A 20702-nucleotide genomic window follows, 5' to 3' on the forward strand; every position below is an offset into this window, starting at 1 on the left:
TGTCGGTCCCTCCCTCTACTGTCGTTCTCGTGGGAGAGTCGGCATCGGAACCAGCGCTCGTGCAAGCGAAGGCGCTGGTCAAACGGTTCGGGGAATTCGAGGCAGTCCGCGGCATCGACGTCGAGGTGCGGCCGGGGGAGGCATTCGGCTTCCTCGGGCCCAACGGCGCCGGGAAGTCGTCGACGATGCGGATGATCGCGTGCGTGTCCCCGCGCAGCGACGGCGATCTGCGCGTCCTCGGCATGGACCCGGACGTGGACGGGCCGCGGATCCGCGCGCGCCTGGGCGTGGTGCCGCAGGAGGACAACCTCGACGTGGAGCTGACCGTCCGGCAGAACCTCCACGTTTACGGCCGCTATTTCGGTCTTTCCCGCGCGCACGTGCGGCAGAAAGCCATCGAGCTGATGGAGTTCGCGCAGCTGTCCGACCGCGCCGAGAAACCGGTCGATTCCCTGTCCGGTGGCATGAAGCGGCGGCTCACCATCGCCCGGTCCCTGGTCAACGACCCGGAACTGCTCCTGCTCGACGAACCGACCACCGGCCTCGACCCGCAAGCGCGGCATCTGTTGTGGGACCGGCTTTTCCGGCTCAAAGCGCGCGGTACCACGCTGATCGTCACGACCCATTACATGGATGAAGCAGAACAACTCTGCGACAGGCTGGTCGTCATGGACGGCGGCCGGATCGCCGCGGAAGGCTCGCCCGCCGACCTGATCGCCCGGCATTCCACCCGCGAAGTCGTCGAGCTGCGGTTCGCGCCGGGGGAGCAGCAGGACGCGGCGAACCGGCTCGACGGGCTGGCCGAACGCGTCGAAGTCCTCCCGGACCGGGTGCTGCTCTACACGATGACCGGCGAGGCCACCCTGGAACGAGCCCACGAGCGCGGCCTGCGTCCGCTGTCGAGCCTGGTGCGGCGCAGTTCCCTCGAAGACGTGTTCCTCCGCCTCACCGGCCGGACGTTGGTGGACTGATGACCGCTCCCGCCACCGGCCGCGTCGTCGGCCGGTTCCACGGCGCCTGGCTGCGCGTCGAGGGCTACTGGACCTGGTACCGCAGACATTGGCTCAGCACGCTCTACTCCACCGGCCTGCAACCGGTGCTGTTCCTCGCCGCGATGGGGCTCGGCTTCGGCTCGCAGGTCAAGGCCGGTCCGGCGACCGGCGGAGTCTCGTACCTCGCCTACGTCGCCCCGGCGCTGCTCGTCGCCGGTGCGGCGCAGCAGGGCGTCAGCGAGTCGAGTTATCCGGTGCTCAGCGGATTCAAATGGCAGAAGGACTATCTGGCGGTCACCGCGACACCGGTGTCGCCAGGCCAGGTTCTCGGCGGGCATCAGATCTGGACCATTCTGCGGCTCGCCCTTTCCGGCGCGGTCTACGCGCTCGTCGCGTGGCTGTTCGGCGCGTGGGACAACGCGGGGGCGCTGCTGGTGATCCTCGTCGGCGTCCTCACCGGGCTCGCCTGCGGATCGCTGATCGCCGCGCTGGCGGCGTGGACCTTCGACGAGGGACAGCGGTTCGGGCTGATCTTCCGGTTCGTGGTCATCCCGATGACCTTGTTCTCCGGCACGTTCTTCCCGATCACCCAGTTGCCGCCGTACCTGCGCTGGCTCGCCTGGATTTCCCCGCTGTGGCACGGAACCGAGCTGTCCCGCGCCGTCACGCTCGGCGGGCGCGAGCTGCTCCCGATGCTCGGGCACCTCGCGTATCTGGCGGTGCTGGTCGCGATCGGCTGGGCGATCGCGCACCGCGGCTTCTACCGACGGCTGGTGGCGTGATGACCAACCTGCAAAACGCCCCGATTCTCCCGCAGCGGCGCGGAATTCTGCTCCGCGTCCTGCCCTCGGGCATGTACAGCGGCCGCGCGACCGCGCTGATCGAACGCGCGCTCACCGTCTACGGACGGTCGTGGGGGATCCTCGTGTCCGGCGCGCTCGAGCCGTTGTTCTATCTGCTCGCGTTCCAGGTCGGTTTCGGCAAGCTGGTCACCACCGTGCCCGGGCCGGACGGGCAGCCGATGAGTTACGTCGCGTTCGTCGCGCCCGCGCTGCTGGCGTCGTCGGCGATGAACGGCGCGGTCTTCGAGTGCACGTACAACCTGTTCTTCAAACTGCGCTACGCCAAGACATACGACGCGATGCTGGCCACCCCAGTCGGCCCGCTCGACGTCGCGCTCGGCGAAATCGCGTGGGCGGTGATGCGCGGCGGGCTCTATTCGGTCGCGTTCCTGGCAGTCGCCGGAGTGATGGGGCTGCTCACGTCGTGGTGGGCGCTGCTGCTCCTGCCCGCCGCGCTGCTCGTGTCGTTCGCGTTCGCGGCCATCAGCATCACGCTGGTCAGTTTCCTGAAGTCGACGTCCCAGTTCGACTACATCCAGCTCGTCCTGATGCCGATGTTCCTGTTCTCCACCACGTTCTTCCCGATCACGGTCTACCCGGAGGCGCTGCAGTGGCTGGTCCGCTGCTTCCCGCTGTACCACGGGGTCGAGCTGATGCGCGGGCTTTCCACCGGCATCTTCTCCTGGAGCATGCTCGGCAACCTGGCGTATCTGCTGGTGCTCGCCGCGATCGGGATCTGGGGCGCGACAAGGAGGATCGCGAAACTGCTGCTGACCTAAAACGGAGGCGGTCAGCGGGCCGGGCTGGGCCCGCCGACCGGCGCGGGAGCGACCGCGGAGCGGGCGTCGACGAGACCGTGGCCGTAGAAGCCGTTGTATCCGTCGTAACCGGAGCAGTAGGCGTCCTGGACGCCGTCGCCGGTCAGGTCGTAGTTGTCCGGGCACGGCATCGGCGTCGCGCGGGAGTCGAGCGCGCGGCGCAGTTCCGCGGCCGACCACGTGGGATGCACCGACTTGAGCAACGCCAGCACTCCGGCGACGTGCGGCGCGGCCATCGACGTCCCGCACATCGGCGCGTACCCGCCAGGGACGGTCGAAACCACGCACCGGTCGTCGTCCCCGCCCGGGGCAGTGACATCGACCACACCGAGCCCGTACGAGCTGTAGCCCGACTTCACCCGGTCCTGGCTGATCGCCGACGCCGTCACCACGTCCCGCAGCCCGGCCGGCAACGCCTCGCACTTCCCTGCGGCCGAAGGCGAACCCGAATGGGCCGACGGGGTGAGGCCGACCGCCTCGTTGGTCGCGGCGGCGACGTTCAAAGTGCCCTGCGAAGTCGCGTATTCGACAGCTCGCGCCAGCACCTCGTGCACCACGCCGCGGTCGTTGCCGCGCACGCACGACAGGGACCACGGGTTCACGAACCAGCTGCTGTTGGCGATCGGCAGATGCCGCGCCGCCGACCACATGATCCCGCAGACCGCCGCCTCGGGATCGGCGTAACCGCGGTCGTCGATGACCTTCACCGACGCGATTCGCACGCCCGGCGCGACTCCCGTGATGCCTTTGCCGTCGTCGGCCGCAGCGATGATGCCCGCGACGTGCGTGCCGTGCGCGGAGGTCGTCGGCTGCCACGCGGCCGGGCTCGGGTCCGGGACGCCGGTGAGACAGCCCGCCGAATCGTCCGGGTCCATCGCGGCGGCGAGGTCGGGGTGCTTCGGGTCGACACCGGAGTCCAGAACGCCGACGACCACCGAGCGGCTGCCGCCGGTCACCTGGTGCGCGGCCGGAGCGCCGATCAAGTCCATGTCCCACTGCTGCGCGGACAGGTCCGCGGAAGGAACTCGCGCCGGGTCGCTGAGCGGGAGCGCGGCGCGCGCGGGCTGCGCGGCGGTGCCCGGCTGTTCGGCGGCCGTCCGGGTGGCTTGCGCGCTGAACGTCCGCTCCGGGCCGAGGCGGTCCGCGAACGCCCGATCGGATGACGTGACGACCGCCACGGAAATCTGCGGGTAGTAGCCGGCGACCTGCCCGCAGGCCGCGCTCGCCTGCTGGCGGGCGGAAGATTCCGGGGTTCCCCGGTCGAACGCGACGACGTAGCGCACCGCCCGCCCGCCGGGAACGCATCCGGGACTCGCGACGGCCTGCGGAGAGACCGCGGCGCATCCGGCGAGGACCAGGAGGGAGCACACGGCCGCCCGCAGCGGCCGCGCCAGCACAGACACCGGACCTCCCACCACGCGCGGGGCTATGCCGGGCGCCCGCGCGAGCGCCCGAGCCCGCACGCTAACCACCCCCGGCCCGGCGCGACAAGCGAAGCGCGGAAGTTCGCCCGAGTGCATGATCGCGGCACGCCCGGGCGCCTGCCGCGGGACACCGACTACACCGGGTGTCCCCCCGGGTGTGGGATACTCGCGTTGGCCGCTGCGCCGACGGGCATCCCGCCCGCGTCGTGAGCGGCCCGGAGGAGTGCCGGACCGGCACCACGCGCGTCGCCCCCGGGAGGCCGGGCCAAGGTCGATGTCGTGGCGGGTGGCCCGGGGGTCGCGAGCAGGCCGGCACCCCGCCGAGCAGACCAGGAACCGAGCGGCCGCCGACCGGCGGACCGCACGGCTGCCAGCAGGATTCCCGCCGCTGGTCACCACCACGGCGGGCACGGAACAGAAAGGGCCCCTGCGCGGCCGCGTCACCACCGGTGCGAACCGGCTGACGCGCCCGGGGGCGGAGGAGACATATGTCGAACGCGGACACACCCGCCGATCAGACCGGCGGGAATACCGTCGCACCCACGACCAGCAGGCTGGGCGAGCTGCCGCCGCGCATCCGCGTGCACGCGCTGGCCAAGCTGCTCGGCCTGAGCAGCCGCGACCTGCTCGGCAAGCTCGCCGAGCTGGGGGAGAGCCCCCGCAGCGCCCAGTCGAGCGTGACCAAGGAGGTCGCGCACCGCGTGGCGGTGATCCTCGACGCGGAGACCGCCACCGAGTCCGGCGGCTCCGCCCAGGACGCATCCGGCGCGGCCGAGCAGAGCGCGACCGCCGAGGCCGCCCAGGACGCCACCGCCGCGGCCGTCGCCGGAAGCGACGCCGAGCAGGCCGCGAGCACCGCCGGGTCCGCCCCGGAGGCCGCTGCCGGAACCGAAGCCGTCGAGCAGTCCGGCGGCCAGGCGACCGCCGGAGCCCAGGACGGCGAGGCCGCCCCCGAAGCCTCCGCCGCGAAGGACGTCGCCGCCTCGTCCGCCGCGCAGGACGTCGCCTCCACGGACGCCGCTGCGGAGTCCGCCCCGGCGCAGGGCACTGGCTCTTCCCCGGAAACCGCCGCGGACCAGGGAACCGGTAGCTGGTCGGCCCGCCCGTTCTCCGCCGGGACCGCCGCCGCGGAAACCGGCCAGGAAGCCGAGCAGGAGTCCGCTCAGGAGAGCGAGAAGCCCGCCCGCAGCCGCACCCGTCGCGCCCGCCGGGCCGTCGCGCCCGCGATCCCGGCCGAGCAGCAGGAAACCGAGCAGGCCACCCCGGCCCGCGGCCCCGTGCACGTGCCGGTCTTCGCCGCGCCGTCGCCGGTCTTCCTGCCGCCGGAGCCCGCGCAGCAGTCGCGCACCAAGCCCGAGCCGGTGTTCGGCGTCGGCGAGGCGCCCGCGCAGACCGAGCGTCCGGAGCGTCCCGGACGGGCCGAGCGCGCCGCCGACACCGCTGAAGAAGAAACCACCGACGAGGCCCGCGACGAGCGTTCCGACGAGGACGGCGACGACGCGAGCGGCCGTCGTCGGCGCCGTCGCGGCCGTCGTGGCCGCGGCCGGGGCAAGGGCGGCGACGAGGCCCAGTCCGAGAACGAGGACGAAACCTCCGAGGGCCAGCACGACCAGCAGGCCAAGGACAGCAAGGACGGCAAAGACAGCAAGGACAAGACCGAGAAGCCGGACGAGGCGGGCGAAGCCGAAGCGGAGTCCGACGACGACGCCGAGTCCGACAGCGGCAGCAAGCGCCGCCGCCGTCGCCGCCGTCGCAAGGGCGGGGACGAGGACGGGGCCGAGGCCGCCGGCGGAGACGACCCGCCGAACACCGTCACGCACGTCCGCCAGGCCAAGGCCGCCGAGACCGAGCGCCCGGCGCGCGACGAGGTGCGCAGCGTCCGCGGCTCCACGCGGCTGGAGGCCAAGCGCCAGCGCCGCCGCGACGGCCGCGAGGCGGGCCGCCGCCGCGCCCCGATCCTGTCCGAGGCCGAGTTCCTGGCCCGCCGCGAATCGGTCGAGCGCACCATGGTCGTCTCCGAGAAGGGAGACTCCACGCAGATCGCCGTGCTCGAGGACGGCGTGCTGGTCGAGCACTTCCTGACGTCGTCGGGCACCGGCTCGATCGTCGGCAACGTCTACCTCGGCCGCGTCCAGAACGTGCTGCCCAGCATGGAGGCCGCGTTCATCGACATCGGCCGCGGCCGCAACGCCGTGCTCTACGCCGGCGAGGTCGACTGGGATTCGGCCGGGCTGGAGGGCAAGGCGCGCAAGATCGAGCAGGCGCTGTCCACCGGCGACAGCGTCCTGGTGCAGGTCACCAAGGACCCGGTCGGGCACAAGGGCGCCCGGCTGACCACGCAGATCTCGCTCCCCGGGCGCTTCCTCGTCTACGTCCCGGCGGGCGGGGCCACCGGCATCTCCCGCAAGCTGCCGGAGAACGAGCGCCGCAGGCTCAAGGACATCCTCAAGCGGATCGTCCCGGAGGACGCGGGCGTCATCATCCGCACCGCGTCGGAGGGCATCGGCGAGGAGGAGCTGGGCCGCGACGTCGACCGCCTCAAGGCGCAGTGGGACGTCATCAAGGAGAAGGCCGCCGCCGCTTCCGGCAAAAAGGGCAACGCGCCGACCATGCTCTACGAAGAGCCGGACCTGCTGGTCAAGGTCGTGCGCGACCTCTTCACCGAGGACTTCGCCAAGCTGGAGGTCCAGGGCAGCAGGCCGTGGGACACCATCAACGACTACGTGCAGCACGTCGCGCCCGACCTCGCCGACCGCCTCAAGCGCTACACCGGCACCGGCGACGCGTTCGCCGACCACCGGATCGACGAGCAGATCACGAAGGCGCTCGACCGCAAGGTCTGGCTGCCCTCGGGCGGCTACCTGGTCATCGACCGCACCGAGGCGATGACCGTCATCGACGTCAACACCGGCAAGTTCACCGGCTCGGGCGGCAACCTCGAGGAGACGGTGACCCGCAACAACCTGGAGTCGGCGGAGGAGATCGTCCGCCAGCTGCGGCTGCGGGACATCGGCGGCATCATCGTCATCGACTTCATCGACATGGTGCTCGAGTCCAACCGCGAGCTGGTGCTGCGCAGGCTCACCGAATGCCTCGGCCGCGACCGCACGCGCCACCAGGTGGCCGAGGTCACGTCGCTGGGCCTCGTGCAGATGACGCGCAAGAAGATCGGCACCGGGCTGCTCGAGGCGTTCTCCACGCCGTGCGAGCACTGCAAGGGCCGCGGCGTCGTCGTGTCCACCGAACCGCAGCGCACCGCGGGCGGCGGCAACGGGAACGGGCACAACGGCAACAACGGCCACAGCCACGGCGGCGACACCAAGAGCTCCCGGCGCTCCCGCGGCCGCGGCAAGGGCGAGGAGCAGCAGCACCACGAGCCCAAGGCCGAGCAGGCCGCCCCGGCTCCGACGCCGGTGCAGCGCGAGTCCGTGGTGTCGGCGGTGCAGGCCATGGCCAACGCGTCCAAGGCGAAGCACGAGCACCACGGTCCGGAAGGCTCGGCGGACACTGCGGAGGCGAAGGCCCACGAGCCGGTCAAGCCGTCCGAGCAGGACACCGCGACCGAGAAGGCCGAGGACAAGACGGAGGCCCCGGCCGCCGTCCAGCAGCCGGAGCCCGCCGCCGCGCAGGCCGCGCCGGAGGCGGAACCCCAGCAGCCCGAGGCCGCCGAGGCGGACGCGGGAGAAGAACCCGAGGTCGACGTCCCGGCCCCGGCCGTGCGGAGCACCCGGCGCCGTCCGCGCCGCGCCGCTTCGCGTCCGGCGGGGCCGCCGGTGAAGGCTTCGGACCAGAGTTGATCCACCACGGGTACCCCGGGTGCAGCAGCGCCCGGGGCCTCCCGTAACCTGTAGTACGGCTCATCGCAAGCATGAGTTGCTGCGCGAGCACCTGGACCGTCTTCGGGCGGGCCGGCCGCGCCAGCCCCCTAACCCATTGTCGAGTAATGCAGGAGACATCCGTGTCGGCGTACGCGATCGTCAAGACCGGCGGCAAGCAGTACAAGGTTGCCGTTGGCGACGTCGTCGAGGTCGAGAAGCTCGAGGGCGAGCCGGGCACCGAGCACACCTTCCCCGCCGTGCTGTTCGTGGACGGTGGCGAGGTCACCACGGACGCCGACGCGTTGGCGAAGGTCTCGGTCACCGGCAAGGTCGTCGAGCAGACCAAGGGTCCGAAGATCCGGATCCACAAGTTCAAGAACAAGACCGGCTACCACAAGCGCCAGGGTCACCGGCAGAAGCTGACCCGCGTCGAGGTCACCGGCATCTCCAAGTAGTTCTTCGAACTTTCGAGACTGAAACTTTTCCTGGAAGGGGCTTGAGCGATGGCTCACAAGAAGGGTGCGTCCAGCTCCCGCAACGGTCGTGATTCGAACGCCCAGCGACTGGGTGTGAAGCGCTTCGGCGGCCAGGAGGTGAACGCGGGCGAGATCCTGATCCGCCAGCGGGGCACCAAGTTCCACCCCGGCGTGAACGTCGGCCGTGGCGGCGACGACACGCTGTTCGCGCTCGCCGCCGGTGCGGTCGAGTTCGGCTCGAAGCGCGGCCGCAAGACGGTCAACATCGTGCCAGTCGAAGCCTGATTTTCGGCTTCGTCGCATAAGAACCTCCGAACGAGGGGTGGGGCCGGAATACTCCGGTGCCACCCCTCGTTCGTTTTTGTCCGGATACTTTTTCGCACCATCGCACGTGAAGTGAGGCAAGCCCATGGCGTCCCGGTTCGTGGACCGCGCGGTCATCCATCTGACCGCCGGGGACGGGGGAAACGGCTGTGCCTCGGTGCACCGCGAGAAGTTCAAGCCGCTCGGCGGCCCGGACGGCGGCAACGGCGGCAACGGCGGTGACGTCACGCTCATCGTCGACGCCAACGTGCACACCCTGCTCGACTTCCACTTCCGCCCGCACGCCCGCGCGGGCAACGGCAAAATGGGCATGGGCAGCAACCGCAACGGCGCCGCCGGCGAGGGCCTGGAGATGAAGGTCCCGCCGGGCACCGTGGTGTTCACCGAGGACGGCGAACTCGTCGCCGACCTCACCAACCCCGGCACCCGGTTCATCGCCGCGCAGGGCGGCCGCGGCGGGCTCGGCAACGCCGCGCTGTCGTCGAAGGCCCGCAAGGCACCGGGGTTCGCATTGCTCGGCGAGCCGGGCGAGAGCCGCAACCTCGTGCTGGAGCTGCGGTCGGTCGCCGACGTCGGCCTGCTCGGCTTCCCGTCCGCGGGCAAGTCGTCGCTGATCTCGGTGCTGTCCGCGGCGAAGCCGAAGATCGCCGACTACCCGTTCACCACGCTCGTGCCGAACCTCGGCGTCATCACCGCAGGTTCGTCGGTGTTCACGATGGCGGACGTGCCGGGCCTGATCCCGGGCGCGTCCGAGGGACGCGGCCTCGGCCTGGACTTCCTGCGCCACATCGAACGCTGCGCCGTGCTGGTGCACGTGGTCGACTGCGCGACGCTGGAGCCGGGCCGCGATCCGCTGTCCGATGTGGACGCTCTCGAGGAGGAGCTGGCCCGCTACACGCCGGGCCTGGGCGGCAAGCTCGAGGAACGCCCGCGCGTGGTGGTGCTGAACAAGATCGACATCCCGGAAGCGGCCGAGCTGGCCGAGTTCGTGCGTCCTGAGCTGGAGGCTCGGGGGCTGCGCGTGTTCGAGGTGTCCACCGCGTCGCGCAAGGGCTTGAAGGAGCTGAGCTTCGCGCTGGCGGAGGTCGTCGAGGCCTACCGCGAGGCGCAGCCGGTGCTGGAGCCGGAGAAGATCGTGCTGCACCCGCTCGCGGTCGACGACAGCGGATTCACCGTCGAACGCGATCCCGAGGAAGAAGGCGGGTTCATCGTCCGCGGCTCGCGCCCGGAACGCTGGATCCGGCAGACGAACTTCGCCAACGACGAGGCCGTCGGCTACCTCGCGGACCGGCTCAACCGGCTCGGCGTCGAGGAAGCGCTCGCGAAGAACGGTGCCCGCCCGGGCAGCCCGGTCACCATCGGCGACATCCAGTTCGAATGGCAGCCCTCGACGCCGGGTGTCGCGGTGCACCTGTCCGGCCGCGGCACGGATGTCCGGCTGGAGCGCACCGACCGCGTCGGCGCGTCCGAGCGCAAGGAAGCCCGCCGGATCCGCCGCGACGGCACCGGTGAGGAAGAAGAGCTGGCCGAAGAGGAAACCACCCCGTCCGTCGACTCCGAACTGGACGGCGTGTGGGACGACGAGGAGCAGGCGGAGCGCGACCGGTGAGCGGCACGCGCCACGAGATCGCGGAAGCCCGCCGGCTGGTCGTGAAGATCGGTTCCTCGGCGCTGACCACCGCGGGCAGCGGCCTCGACGTCGCTCGCCTCGACGCACTGGTCGACGCCATCGCGGACCGCGTTGCCCGTGACGCGCAGATCGTGCTCGTGTCGTCGGGTGCGATCGGGGCCGGGCTCGCGCCGTTGAAGCTGGGCAAGCGTCCGGGTGACCTGGCGACGCAGCAGGCCGCGGCGAGCGTCGGGCAGCTCGCGCTGGCGCACGCGTACGCGGAATCGTTCGGCCGCTACTCGCTGACCGTCGGCCAGGTGCTGCTCACCTCGGACGACGTCGTCCGCCGCGCGCACTACCGCAACGCGCAACGCACGTTCTCCCGCCTGCTCGCGCTCGGCGCGGTGCCGGTCGTGAACGAGAACGACACCGTTGCCACGCAAGAGATCCGCTTCGGCGACAACGACCGGCTCGCCGCTCTGGTGGCGCACCTCGTCGGCGCCGACGCACTGGTCCTGCTGTCCGATGTGGACGGTCTGTACGACGGCGACCCGCGCGACGGTGCGACCCGCAAGATCACCGAGGTGCGCGGCGAGTCCGATGTGGAGGGCATCGCGGTCGGGATGTCGTCCTCGGGCCTGGGCACCGGCGGCATGGTCTCGAAACTTTCCGCGGCGCGTACTGCGGCCGGTGCCGGAATCCCCGTGCTGTTGGCCGCTGCGGCCGACGCCGGAGACGCGCTGCGCGCCGCGAACGTCGGCACTGCCTTCGCGCCCGCCGACACCCGTCTGTCCGCCCGCCGCTTCTGGCTCGGCTACGCGGCCGACACTTCCGGCCGCCTCCGCCTGGACGACGGTGCGGTGCGGGCGATCCTGCGCCGCCGTTCGCTGCTGGCGGCGGGAATCACCGGCCTGGACGGGGATTTCGAGGCCGGTGACGTGGTCGATCTGGTGGATTCGGCGGATGTCCCGGTGGCGCGTGGTGTGGTCGGTTTCGACGCGGGGGAGTTGCCCGCGTTGATCGGGCGGTCGAGTCATGAGGTTCCGGTGGAGCACCGGCGGGAGGTCGTGCACGCGGACGACCTCGTCCCGCTGCGCCGCTAAGAACCCCCGAGATGCCGCGCCACGCGCGCGAGCTGCTCCGCGTAATACTCCACAAAGGACTCTGACGCCGGATCCTCTCCGGTCAGCGCTTCCGCGACCCGGGGCAGCGACATCGGCGCGCTGGCCGCCGCCATCAGCATCAGCAGGAACGTCTTCGGGTCCACATCGGCCGGGAAATCGCCCGCCTCCTGCCGCGCCCGCATGTACTTGAGCTGCCCCCGCAGGAACTCGCGCTGAGACTCCGCGCCCGCCTCGTTCGGCGTGCCCTCGGCCATGTTCTCCCGCAGGAACAGCCGCGCCTGGTCCTGGTCGGCGAGGCCGCCCTTGGCGAAGTCCTCGAGCACGTCCGCGAGCGGCCGGTCGGTCGTGGTCATCGCGGCGAACCCGGCGAACGGTTCGCTCGCGACCTCGGCGTACAGGCCTTCCTTGCCGCCGAAGTAGTACGAGATCAGCTGCTTGTTCACGCCCGCGCGCTGCGCGATGTCGCTGACCCGCGCGGCCGCGTATCCCTTGCTGCCGAATTCGGCCTTCGCCGCCTCGAAAATGCGGGCCTTCGTGCGTTCGGGATCGCGCTGGCGCTCGCCGGGGCGCGGCGCGCGGCGCGGGGTGGTCTCGGACACCTCGGCAGCCTAACCGACGCGTTAATCATCCTGAAGGTTGACACAATCATCCGCGTGGATAATTATGGAACGAGACCGAGAGGGGATGACCGTGAACAAGATCAAGGTGGCGGTAGTCGGCGGCGGCACCGGCGGGTTGTGCCTGGCGCACGGCCTGTCGCGGGCCGGCATCGAGGTGGCGGTGTACGAGCGCAGCCGCACCCGGGCCGATCGCCTGCAGGGCTACCGCGTCCACATCGCGCCGATGGGCTCCGCCGCGCTGCACGAGTGCCTTCCGACGGCGGCGTGGGAGCAGTTCCTCGCGACGACGGGGGAAAGCAAGGGCGTGTTCGGCTTCGTCACCGAGCAGATGCGCGAACTGGCGGTCCTCGATGCTCCGCCGAGCGAGGATCCGGCTGCCGCGCACCATTCGGCGAGCCGGATCTCGATGCATCAGGTGCTGTCGTCCGGATTGGACGGCATCCTGTGGTACGACAAGGAATTCGTGCGGTACGAGACCGGTCCGAAGGGGGTCGGCCTGCACTTCGCGGACGGCACCACCGCCGAGGCGGATTTGGTGATCGGCGCGGACGGAGCGAATTCCCGGGTCCGCGCGCAGCTGCTGCCGCACGCGAAGCGGGTGGACACCGGGATCCGCACCGTGATCGGCAAGTTCCCGTTGACCGACGAGTCCCGTGCGCTGCTCCCGGAGCGGTTGGCGACCGCTCCGACGTACGTGCTGCCGCCGGCGGGCAGCGGGATGTTCACCGCGCCGCACGAGTTCTCGGCGGCGTCGGTCAACGACGAGACCGCGACCGTCGACCCGGTCCTGTTCGACAACACCAGCAGCTACGTGATGTGGTCCTACGGCGCGAAAGCCGAGCGTTTCCCGGCCGACCTCGCCGAACTGGACCCTCCCGCGCTCCGTTCGCTGATGCTGGAACGGATCCGCGACTGGCACCCGGGTTTCAGCCGATTGGTGGCCGGATCGCTGGACGCCACCGTGGCCATGCTGCCGATCCGCACGTCGGTGCCGGTCCGCGAGTGGGAGACCGGCCCGGTCACCCTGCTCGGCGACGCCGTGCACAGCATGACCCCGTTCCGCGGCATCGGCGCGAACATCGCCCTCCGCGACGCGCAAGTGTTGTGCCGCACCCTTTCCCGCGGCGGCGACGTGACGGCCGCGGTCGCCGACTACGAACGGCAGATGCGGAAGTACGCGTACCCACAAGTCCGCGGTTCGCTGCGCAGTGCCGAGCAGTTCGTGACCGAAAGCCGATTCAGCCGCAGCACGATGCGCGCGTCGATGGCCGCTATGGGGGCGGGTCTGTCGCTGCGGCGGAAACTGCGCGGCTGAGGTCAGCCCGCGCCGTACCAGCGCCCGCCGGGCGGCATGGCGTACTCCGTGTACAGGAGCGCGGCCAGGGAGTGCCAGCCGGTCTCGTCCGCGGTGAACGTCCGGCCGCCCGGCGCGATCAGCACCGCTTGGCCGCTGGCGTCGGCGACCAGCGAGATCGGCACGCGGTACTCGTCGTAGTCGTGCTGCACGAGCCAGCGCCACCCGATCGTGAACCGGCGGCGCGCGGTCACCGGATACCGCACGTCGACGTCGGAGACCCCGGTGCCGACGGTCGTCCAGAGTGGAGTGACGCGGAGTCCGGCCAGGTGCACGAGCTGCGGTTTCTTGCCGTCCGGTTCGAACCGGTAGTACGGCCGCCGGCGCCACTGCTCCCAGCGCAGCCGCCATCGCTCGCGGCGGATCGGGCGGCGCAGCCGGGCCAGCGCTTCGTCGACCAGCGCGAGGGCGCGGGCGAAGTCGGGATCGTTGCGGGACACGAGATTCTCCCCTCTCTCGCGCCCGAAGCTACTGAGGCGGCTCGGGACCGGTCCCGCTCTGCTCTTCCACCAGCGCACGGAGCTGGAACTTCTGGATTTTGCCGCTGGCGGTCCGGGGGAGTTCCGGAAACAGCTCCACGCGCTCCGGCCAGTACTGCTTGGCGACGCCCTTCTCCGAGAGAAAGCCGCGCAGCTTCTCCAGGTCGAGGTGTGCGGCAGGCTTGAGGACGAGACAGGCGCACGCGCGTTCCTGCAGGCGTGGATCGGGAACCGCGACCACGGCGACCGCTTCGACGTCCGGGTGTTCGTAAAGGACGTTCTCCACGTACGCGACCGGGATGTTCTCTCCGCCGCGGATGATCACGTCCTTGGTCCGGCCCGCGATGCGGAGGTACCCGTCGGCGTCGATGGCCGCGAGATCGCCGGTGTCGAACCAGTCGCCGGTGAAACTCTCGCGGGCCAGCTCGAGCCGTTCCGCGTAGCCGACGAACAGGAACGGCCCGGCGACCTGCAGCCGGCCTTCGGCGCCCGGCGGCAACTCGGTGCCGTCTGCGTCGACAACCCGGATCCGCATCCCCGGCCAGGGACAGCCGTCGGTGTCGATCAGCTTGTCGTCCGGATCGCCCGGGATGCCGAGCGTGACCAGCGCGTCCTCGCTCTGCCCCCAGCCGCCGAGCACGACGAGACCGGGCAGTTTCCGTCGCGCTTCCCGCACGAGCGCCCGGGGGATCGGCGCGCCCATGCAGCAAAACCGTTGCAGGGACTGGAGATCGTGCTCGGCGAGGTTCGGCGCGGACAGCAGGTCGTGCAGGAACGGCGTGGCGGCGGAGGTGTAGGTGATGCCGTGTTCGGCGACCAGTTCGACGAATTGCGCGGCATCCCACACGTCCTGCAACACGCAGGTCGCGCCGTTCTGCACGCCGAGCCTTGCGCCGTAAAGGAAACCGGTGAGGTGCGCGAGTGTCGACGCCATGTGCAGGACGCTGTCGGAGGTGATGCCGAGCCGGTCGGGGAGGGGGTTGTTCGCGGCGATCGCGGTGTTGTGCGTGTGCATCACGCCTTTGGGCTCGCCGGTGGTGCCGGAGGTGAAGATCAGCAGCGTGACGTCGTTGGGATCGGGTCGCCACGACGGCAGTTCCCGCCGCTCTTCCCAGTGCGTCGCGGCGAACTCGTCCCAGGACGATCCGACCACCAGCACGTGCTCCAGATCCGGCCACTGCGGACGGAGCCGCCGCGCCATCGCCGGATAGTCGAAACCGCGGAATTCCCGCGGCACCACCAGGACTTTCGACTTCGCGAGCGCCACCATGAAGCCGACCTCGCGGTCCCGGTAGATCGGGATGAGCGGGTTGCTGACCGCGCCGATCCGGCTCGCCGCGTAGTGCACGACGATCCACTCGATCCGGTTCGGCAGCTGAAACGACACGACGTCGCCGGGCCGGACGCCCAGTTCCAGCAGCCCGAGCGCGCACCGGTCGACCTCGTGTTTCAGCTGGCCGAAGGTGACGCCGCGCTGTGAATCGACGAACGCGGTCTTGTCCGGCGTGGCCGCGGCGGCGTCGTCGAGGTAGTCGGTGATGGTGCGGTTCACCCAGTACCCGGCGCGGGTGTGGGCCTCGATCGTCTCGTCGTTGAGGATCGTCGCGAACGGCATGGCGGGCTCCGGGTCAGCTCATGGTGAGGCCGCCGCTGACGCTGACGGTCTGGCCGGTGACGTAGGCGGCCTCGTCGGAGGCCAGGAAGGCGACCACGTTCGCGATGTCGGACGGCTGCGCGAGCCGCCGGAACGGGATGGCTTTCGTCAGTGCTTCGCGCAGTTTCGGGTTGTCGCCGCCGAGCGAGGCGAACAGTTCGGTGTCAGCGGGACCGGGGCAGACGACGTTCGCGTTTACCTTGCTGCGCGCCAGTTCCCGGGCGATCGACTTCGTGAACGCGATGATGCCGCCCTTCGCCGCCGAGTACACCGCCTCGCCGGACGAACCGACGCGACCGGCGTCGGACGCGATGTTGACCACGGAACCGAAGCCCTGCTCGGCCATCACCGGCAAGACCTCGCGGCAGGTGTTGAGCACGCCGTAGAGGTTGATCTGCACGACGCGGTCCCAATCGGCACGGTCGGACTCGACGAACGGGCCCGCCTTGTCCCAGCCGGCGTTGTTGACCAGCACGTCGATCCGGCCGAACTGCGCGCGGACCTGCTCGACCGCGGCGGCGACGGATTCGGGGGACGTGACGTCGGTCTTCACCCCGAGCCCGCCGATCGCGGCCGCCGTTTCCTTCGCGGTGGTCTCGTTGATGTCGCTGACCACGACGGTCGCGCCCTCGGCGGCCAGCTTCTCGGCGATGCCGCGGCCGATGCCCTGACCTGCGCCGGTCACGATGATGACTTTGTCCTTCAACATGCTGTCTCCATTAGGGTGCGTAGGCGCGGCCGAGCAGGTTGCGCGCGATGACGAGCTTCGACACCTGCGCGGTGCCGTCGCCGATTTCGAGGCCGATCACGTCGCGAAGCCGCTGCCCGACCGGGCTTTCGCTGGAGTACCCGAGGTGCCCGAACGTGAGCAGGCACTGGTGGATGGTCTCCGCGGCGAGCTTCGGCGCCCAGAACTTCGCCATCGCCGCCTCAGTGCTGTGCTCGACGTCGTTGTCCTTGCGCCACAACGCTTCGTAACAGACATGCCGGGCTCCGCGCAGGTACGTCGCCTGCTCGGCGAGCGGGAACGCGACGCCTTGGAAGGTGCCGATCGGACTGCCGAACGCCTCGCGGTCGCGGGACCACTGCAGTGCCTCGTCGAGCGAAACCTGCGCCGCGCCAAGGCAGGCGAGTCCGATGATCGCGCGCGAATAGTCGAATCCCTGCATCACGGAGACGAACCCCTGGCCCTCGCCGCCGACTAACGCTTCCTTGGCGACTGGCAGTCCGTCGAAGTGCAGTGACGCGCGTCCGATGGCCCGGCTGCCGAGATCGTCGAACGCCGCCCGCGAGACATACGCGTCGTCCAGTTCGACCCAGAACGCACTGACGCCGCGTGCCCCGGGGCCGCCGGTGCGGGCGAGCACGAGCGCGACGTCGGCGGACATCCCCAGCGTGATCGACGTTTTCTCGCCGGTCAGCCGCCAGCCGTCGCCGTCCGGTTCGGCTTTCATCTCCAGCTTCGCCGCGTCGGTGCCGTGCCCGGGTTCGGTGATGCAGAACGCGGGCACGACCTCGCCGGACGCGATCGGCGGCAGCCACGCGGCCTGCTGCTCCTCGGTCGCGTTGCGGGTGAGGATGTCGCTGACCAGCGCGCTGACGATGATGAGATACGCCGCGTTGAAGTCGCCGCGCGCGACCTCCTCGGCCGCCATCCCGGCGACGACCGCGCTGGCCTCCTGGCCGCCGTGCCGTTCCGGGATGCGCAAGCCGGTCAGGCCCATCGATGCCAGGTCCGCGACGAGTTGGGGCCGCAGCTTCGCCGCCTTGTCATCGGATTGGTAATGCGGGGCAAGGACTTTCGTCGCGAACCGGCGCAGCTCGTTCCGGTAGGCGTCCTCGTCGTCGGTGAACGTGAAGTCCATGGTCAGTGCCAGTTCACGTGCGAGACGAAGTCCGGCTTGCGCTTCTCCGCAAACGCTTGCGCACCTTCCAAGCCCTCCGGCGAGGCGGTGAACAGGTCGAGCGCGGACATGGCCAAATTGGACAGTCCGGCTTGGTGGTCGGTGTCGGCGTTGAAGGACTGCTTGAGAAAACGCAGTGCGGTCGGGCTCTTCTCGGCAGCTTCGTCGGCCCAGGCTTTGGCGGTCTTGAGCAGTTCGCCCGGCGGGACGACGGCGTTGACCAGCCCCATCCGCTCCGCCTCGGCCGCGTCGTACTGGCGGCAGAAAAACCAGATCTCGCGCGCCTTCTTCTCGCCGACGACCCGCGCGAGATACGCCGAACCGAACCCGGCGTCGAACGACCCGACCCGCGGACCGGCTTGGCCGAATCGCGCGGTCTCGCTGGCGATCGTGACGTCGCACAGGACGTGCAGCACGTGCCCGCCGCCGATCGCGACGCCGTTGACCGCGGCGATCACTGGTTTCGGGATGTCGCGGATGAGCTTGTGCAGGTTGCCGATCTCGAACATGCCGCTCTCGGTGGGGCCGTAGTCGCCGGTCTCCGCGCGCTGTTTGACGTCGCCGCCGGTGCAGAACGCCTTCTCGCCGGTGCCGGTGAGGATCACCGCCTGCACCTGTTTGTCCGCCCACGCCAGGCGGAACGCCTTGATCAGCTCGTCGACCGTCCGCCCGCGAAAGGCGTTGTAGCGCTCCGGCCGGTCGATCGTGACGACGGCGGCCGGGCCGTCGATTTCGTACCGGATGTCCTCGAACTCCATCGTCCGCTCCCGTCTGTCGTCTGACCACGGTGACAAAATTTGACTGTAGAGTCAAGAGTTGAATCTATGGTCAACCGGTAGGCTTTCGGGACAGCGGAGAACCGGGAGGGGCAGGATGGGCGCGGTGAAACCGCCGTCCGAGCGTGTGCAGCGCAAACGGGGCAAGCGGATCCAGGAGATCCTGACGGCGGCGGCCGAGCTGTTCGGCGAACGCGGCTACGACGCGGTGAGCCTGGAGCATGTCGCCGAGCGCCTCGATGTCACGAAGGGCTCGCTGTACTACTACTTCTCCAGCAAGGACGAGCTAGGCACCGCGGCGATCGAGACGCTCGGCGACGAGTGGACGGCCCGGCTGGAGCAGTTGCTCGAACGCACTGACGGCACGCCGGAAGTCCGGTTGCGCGCGTTGATCCACGAGCACGTCACGATCGCGGTCAACGACTATCCGGCAGCGCTGCGGCTGTTCCTGATGCCGCGCGAATGGCCGAGCGCGCAACGCGAACGCATCAAGGAACTCCGCCTCCGCCACGACGCGCTGTTCCGCGCGCTGATCGAAGAAGGCCTGGCGGGAGGCGAGTTCGCCGTCACCAGCGTCGACACCGTGCTGCAGTGCATGCACGCAGCGATGAGCCAGGCACCGACGTGGTGCGGTGAACTGCCGTCCGCCGCGCGAGGAAAAGCGGTGGACGAGGTCGCCGATACGTTGATGGCGCTCGTCCACATCGGACCGCTCGTACGCTAGAGGCGGCGCGGGGCCTCGATGCCGAGCAACGCCAAGCCCTGCACGAGCGTGCGCGACGTGAGCGTGGCCAGCTGTACCCGCGAAGCACGCAGCTCCGGCGTTTCTGCAGTTAGCACTGGGCACTGTTCGTAGAAGCGCGAGAAGGTGACTGCGGTGTCGTACAGGTACGTACACAGCTTGTGCGGCGCGTACGCGGACGTCGCCGCGCTGATCGCTTCGCTGAACCGCAACAGCGTCAGTGCGAGCGCGCGTTCTGCCGGTTCTTTCAGCAGGACTGACGCGTTGTCGTTGGTTTCGCCTGCCTTGGCGAGGATCGACTCGATTCGCGCGTGCGCGTACTGCAGGTAGACAGACGTGTTGCCGTCCTTGGCGAGCATGCGGTCCCAGTCGAAGACATAGTCGCGTTCGCGGTCACTGGAAAGGTCGGCGTACTTCACCGCGCCGATCCCGACTGCGCGCGCGACCTCCTGCTGCTCTTCCTTGCTGAGTTCACTGCGCTCCGCAACGACTTCCGCGGCCTGCGCCACCGCTTCGTCGAGCAGGCTGGAGAGCTTGATCGTCTCGCCGGCGCGGGTGCGCATCACCTTGCCGTCCGCGCCGAGGATCGAGCCGAATCCGATGTGCTCGGCGTGCACGCCCTCGAGCCAGCCCGCCGCGCGCGCCACCGCGAAGATCATCGCGAAGTGCTGCGCCTGCGGCGTGCCGACGACGTACAGCAGATCGGTCGCGCCGCGTTCGGCAGTCCAGTACCGGACAGTGGCGAGGTCGGTGGCCGCGTAGCCGTAGCCGCCGTCGCGCTTGCGGACGATCAGCGGGAGCCGGTCGCCTTCGCGGTTGGTGAAGCCTTCAGGGAACACGCAAACCGCGCCGTCGCTGATCTCGGTGAGCCCGTCGGCCTCGAGTTCGTCGACGACCTCGCCCAGGTACGGGTTGTAGAAGCTTTCGCCGTAGATGTCGTCGTCGGTGAGCGTGATGCCGAGCTGGCGGTAGGCCGCGTTGAAGTGCCTTGTCGACTCGTCGACGAGTTCCTGCCAGAAGGCGAGCGTGTCCGCGTCGCCGCTCTGGAGTTTCACGACGCGCTCGCGGGAGCGGGTCGCGAAGGCCTCGTCGGCGTCGAACTTCCGGCGCGCGGCCTGGTAGAACGCGTTGAGGTCGCTGCGGTCGCCGGACGGTTCGTCCAGGTGGTGCTCGATGAGCATGCCGAACGGCGTGCCCCAGTCGCCGAGATGGTTGTGCGGCAGCACTTCGTGGCCGACGAAGCGCAGCAGCCTGCTGATCGCGTCGCCGATCACCGTGGAGCGCACGTGCCCGACGTGCATTTCCTTGGCGACGTTGGGACTGCTGTAGTCGAGCGCGATCCGGCGCGGCTGCTCGGCCTCGGCGACCCCGAGCCGGTCGTCTTGTGATTGCTCGGCGACGCGCTGCTCGAGCCATTCGCGGCGCAGCACGAAGTTCAGGAATCCGGGCCCGGCGATCTCGGGCTGCTCGGCGACGCCGTCCAGCTCCAGGTTCTCGACGATCCCGGCCGCGACCTCGCGCGGCGGTTTGCCGAGCCGTTTGCCGAGGCTCATCGCCAGGTTGCACTGGTAGTCGACACCGTCGCGAGTGGACACCGCGATGAGCGCCTCGGACGGGTCGAGGTCGACGTCGAACGCGCGGCGGAGCGAGGCCACCACGCGTCGGGCCAGTTCCTCACTAACCTCGGGCTTGCGCACGGTGTCCCTCCTTCGCGTAGTCGATCGGTGAAGCCTACCGACCGCGCGC

The 20702-nt window shown here is 70.0% G+C and carries 18 protein-coding genes; 10 read left to right on the forward strand and 8 right to left on the reverse strand.

What is annotated here, in order from left to right; genetic code table 11:
- The first annotated feature begins 29 nt into the window (after positions 1-29).
- The 3 genes from AB5I40_RS41185 to AB5I40_RS41195 are packed head-to-tail and all read left to right on the forward strand — an operon-like array spanning position 30 to position 2613.
- Entirely contained in the window at positions 30-971 is a 942-nt protein-coding gene (locus tag AB5I40_RS41185) for an ABC transporter ATP-binding protein (RefSeq protein ID WP_370935613.1), read from the forward strand.
- Positions 971-1774, forward strand: a complete 804-nt coding sequence (locus tag AB5I40_RS41190; RefSeq protein WP_370935614.1) for an ABC transporter permease — start codon at positions 971-973, stop codon at positions 1772-1774. The genes AB5I40_RS41185 and AB5I40_RS41190 overlap by 1 nt, the downstream gene beginning before the upstream one ends.
- On the forward strand, positions 1774-2613 hold the full coding sequence (locus AB5I40_RS41195; protein WP_370935615.1) for an ABC transporter permease: 840 nt from the start codon (positions 1774-1776) through the stop codon (positions 2611-2613). The genes AB5I40_RS41190 and AB5I40_RS41195 overlap by 1 nt, the downstream gene beginning before the upstream one ends.
- 11 nt (positions 2614-2624) lie before the next feature.
- Here the strand turns inward: AB5I40_RS41195 and AB5I40_RS41200 are convergent, their stop codons facing one another.
- Entirely contained in the window at positions 2625-4055 is a 1431-nt protein-coding gene (locus AB5I40_RS41200; RefSeq protein ID WP_370935616.1) for a S8 family serine peptidase, read from the reverse strand.
- Between the two features lie 509 nt (positions 4056-4564).
- Between AB5I40_RS41200 and AB5I40_RS41205 the strand changes: the two genes are divergently transcribed.
- The 5 genes from AB5I40_RS41205 to proB all read left to right on the forward strand — a co-directional run bounded on the left by AB5I40_RS41205 (position 4565) and on the right by proB (position 11406).
- A complete protein-coding gene (locus AB5I40_RS41205) occupies positions 4565-7873 on the forward strand; it encodes a translation initiation factor IF-2 N-terminal domain-containing protein (protein WP_370935617.1) in 3309 nt (1102 codons plus the stop codon).
- Positions 7874-8034: 161 nt separating this feature from the next.
- Entirely contained in the window at positions 8035-8349 is a 315-nt protein-coding gene (gene rplU / locus AB5I40_RS41210) for a 50S ribosomal protein L21 (protein WP_009081084.1), read from the forward strand.
- A gap of 48 nt (positions 8350-8397) precedes the next feature.
- Positions 8398-8655, forward strand: a complete 258-nt coding sequence (gene rpmA, locus AB5I40_RS41215) for a 50S ribosomal protein L27 (RefSeq protein ID WP_009081082.1) — start codon at positions 8398-8400, stop codon at positions 8653-8655.
- 124 nt (positions 8656-8779) lie between these two features.
- Positions 8780-10303, forward strand: coding sequence for a GTPase ObgE (gene obgE, locus AB5I40_RS41220; protein WP_370935618.1), 1524 nt, complete (start codon positions 8780-8782; stop codon positions 10301-10303).
- Entirely contained in the window at positions 10300-11406 is a 1107-nt protein-coding gene (gene proB, locus AB5I40_RS41225; RefSeq protein ID WP_370935619.1) for a glutamate 5-kinase, read from the forward strand. The genes obgE and proB overlap by 4 nt, the downstream gene beginning before the upstream one ends.
- Here proB and AB5I40_RS41230 read toward each other — a convergent pair.
- A complete protein-coding gene (locus AB5I40_RS41230) occupies positions 11403-12026 on the reverse strand; it encodes a TetR/AcrR family transcriptional regulator (protein WP_370935620.1) in 624 nt (207 codons plus the stop codon). The genes proB and AB5I40_RS41230 overlap by 4 nt on opposite strands.
- 91 nt (positions 12027-12117) lie before the next feature.
- Between AB5I40_RS41230 and AB5I40_RS41235 the strand changes: the two genes are divergently transcribed.
- Positions 12118-13362 (forward strand): FAD-dependent oxidoreductase, encoded by a 1245-nt coding sequence (locus AB5I40_RS41235; protein ID WP_370935621.1) that lies wholly within the window; start codon positions 12118-12120, stop codon positions 13360-13362.
- 2 nt (positions 13363-13364) lie between these two features.
- Here AB5I40_RS41235 and AB5I40_RS41240 read toward each other — a convergent pair whose 3' ends face one another.
- The 5 genes from AB5I40_RS41240 to AB5I40_RS41260 are packed head-to-tail and all read right to left on the reverse strand — an operon-like array spanning position 13365 to position 18196.
- Positions 13365-13841 (reverse strand): hypothetical protein, encoded by a 477-nt coding sequence (locus AB5I40_RS41240; protein WP_370935622.1) that lies wholly within the window; start codon positions 13839-13841, stop codon positions 13365-13367.
- Positions 13842-13869: 28 nt separating this feature from the next.
- Positions 13870-15495 carry an AMP-binding protein gene (locus tag AB5I40_RS41245; protein ID WP_370935623.1) on the reverse strand — a complete coding sequence of 542 codons (1626 nt, stop codon included), beginning with the start codon at positions 15493-15495 and terminating at the stop codon, positions 13870-13872.
- 13 nt (positions 15496-15508) lie between these two features.
- Positions 15509-16243: an SDR family NAD(P)-dependent oxidoreductase gene (locus AB5I40_RS41250; protein WP_370935624.1), complete on the reverse strand. Its 735-nt coding sequence runs from the start codon at positions 16241-16243 to the stop codon at positions 15509-15511.
- Between the two features lie 10 nt (positions 16244-16253).
- The gene (locus tag AB5I40_RS41255) at positions 16254-17399 is read right to left on the reverse strand and encodes an acyl-CoA dehydrogenase family protein (RefSeq protein WP_370935625.1); all 1146 of its coding nucleotides are present in this window, start codon (positions 17397-17399) and stop codon (positions 16254-16256) included.
- A gap of 2 nt (positions 17400-17401) precedes the next feature.
- On the reverse strand, positions 17402-18196 hold the full coding sequence (locus tag AB5I40_RS41260) for an enoyl-CoA hydratase-related protein (RefSeq protein WP_370935626.1): 795 nt from the start codon (positions 18194-18196) through the stop codon (positions 17402-17404).
- A 115-nt stretch (positions 18197-18311) separates the two neighbouring features.
- Here AB5I40_RS41260 and AB5I40_RS41265 point away from each other — a divergent pair, with 115 nt between their 5' ends.
- Positions 18312-18938 carry a TetR/AcrR family transcriptional regulator gene (locus AB5I40_RS41265; RefSeq protein ID WP_370935627.1) on the forward strand — a complete coding sequence of 209 codons (627 nt, stop codon included), beginning with the start codon at positions 18312-18314 and terminating at the stop codon, positions 18936-18938.
- Here AB5I40_RS41265 and argS read toward each other — a convergent pair.
- A complete protein-coding gene (argS, locus tag AB5I40_RS41270; RefSeq protein WP_370935628.1) occupies positions 18935-20653 on the reverse strand; it encodes an arginine--tRNA ligase in 1719 nt (572 codons plus the stop codon). The two genes, AB5I40_RS41265 and argS, sit on opposite strands and share 4 nt — an antisense overlap.
- Positions 20654-20702: the final 49 nt, after the last annotated feature.

Source organism: Amycolatopsis sp. cg13, from assembly GCF_041346965.1.
Classification (GTDB): domain Bacteria; phylum Actinomycetota; class Actinomycetes; order Mycobacteriales; family Pseudonocardiaceae; genus Amycolatopsis.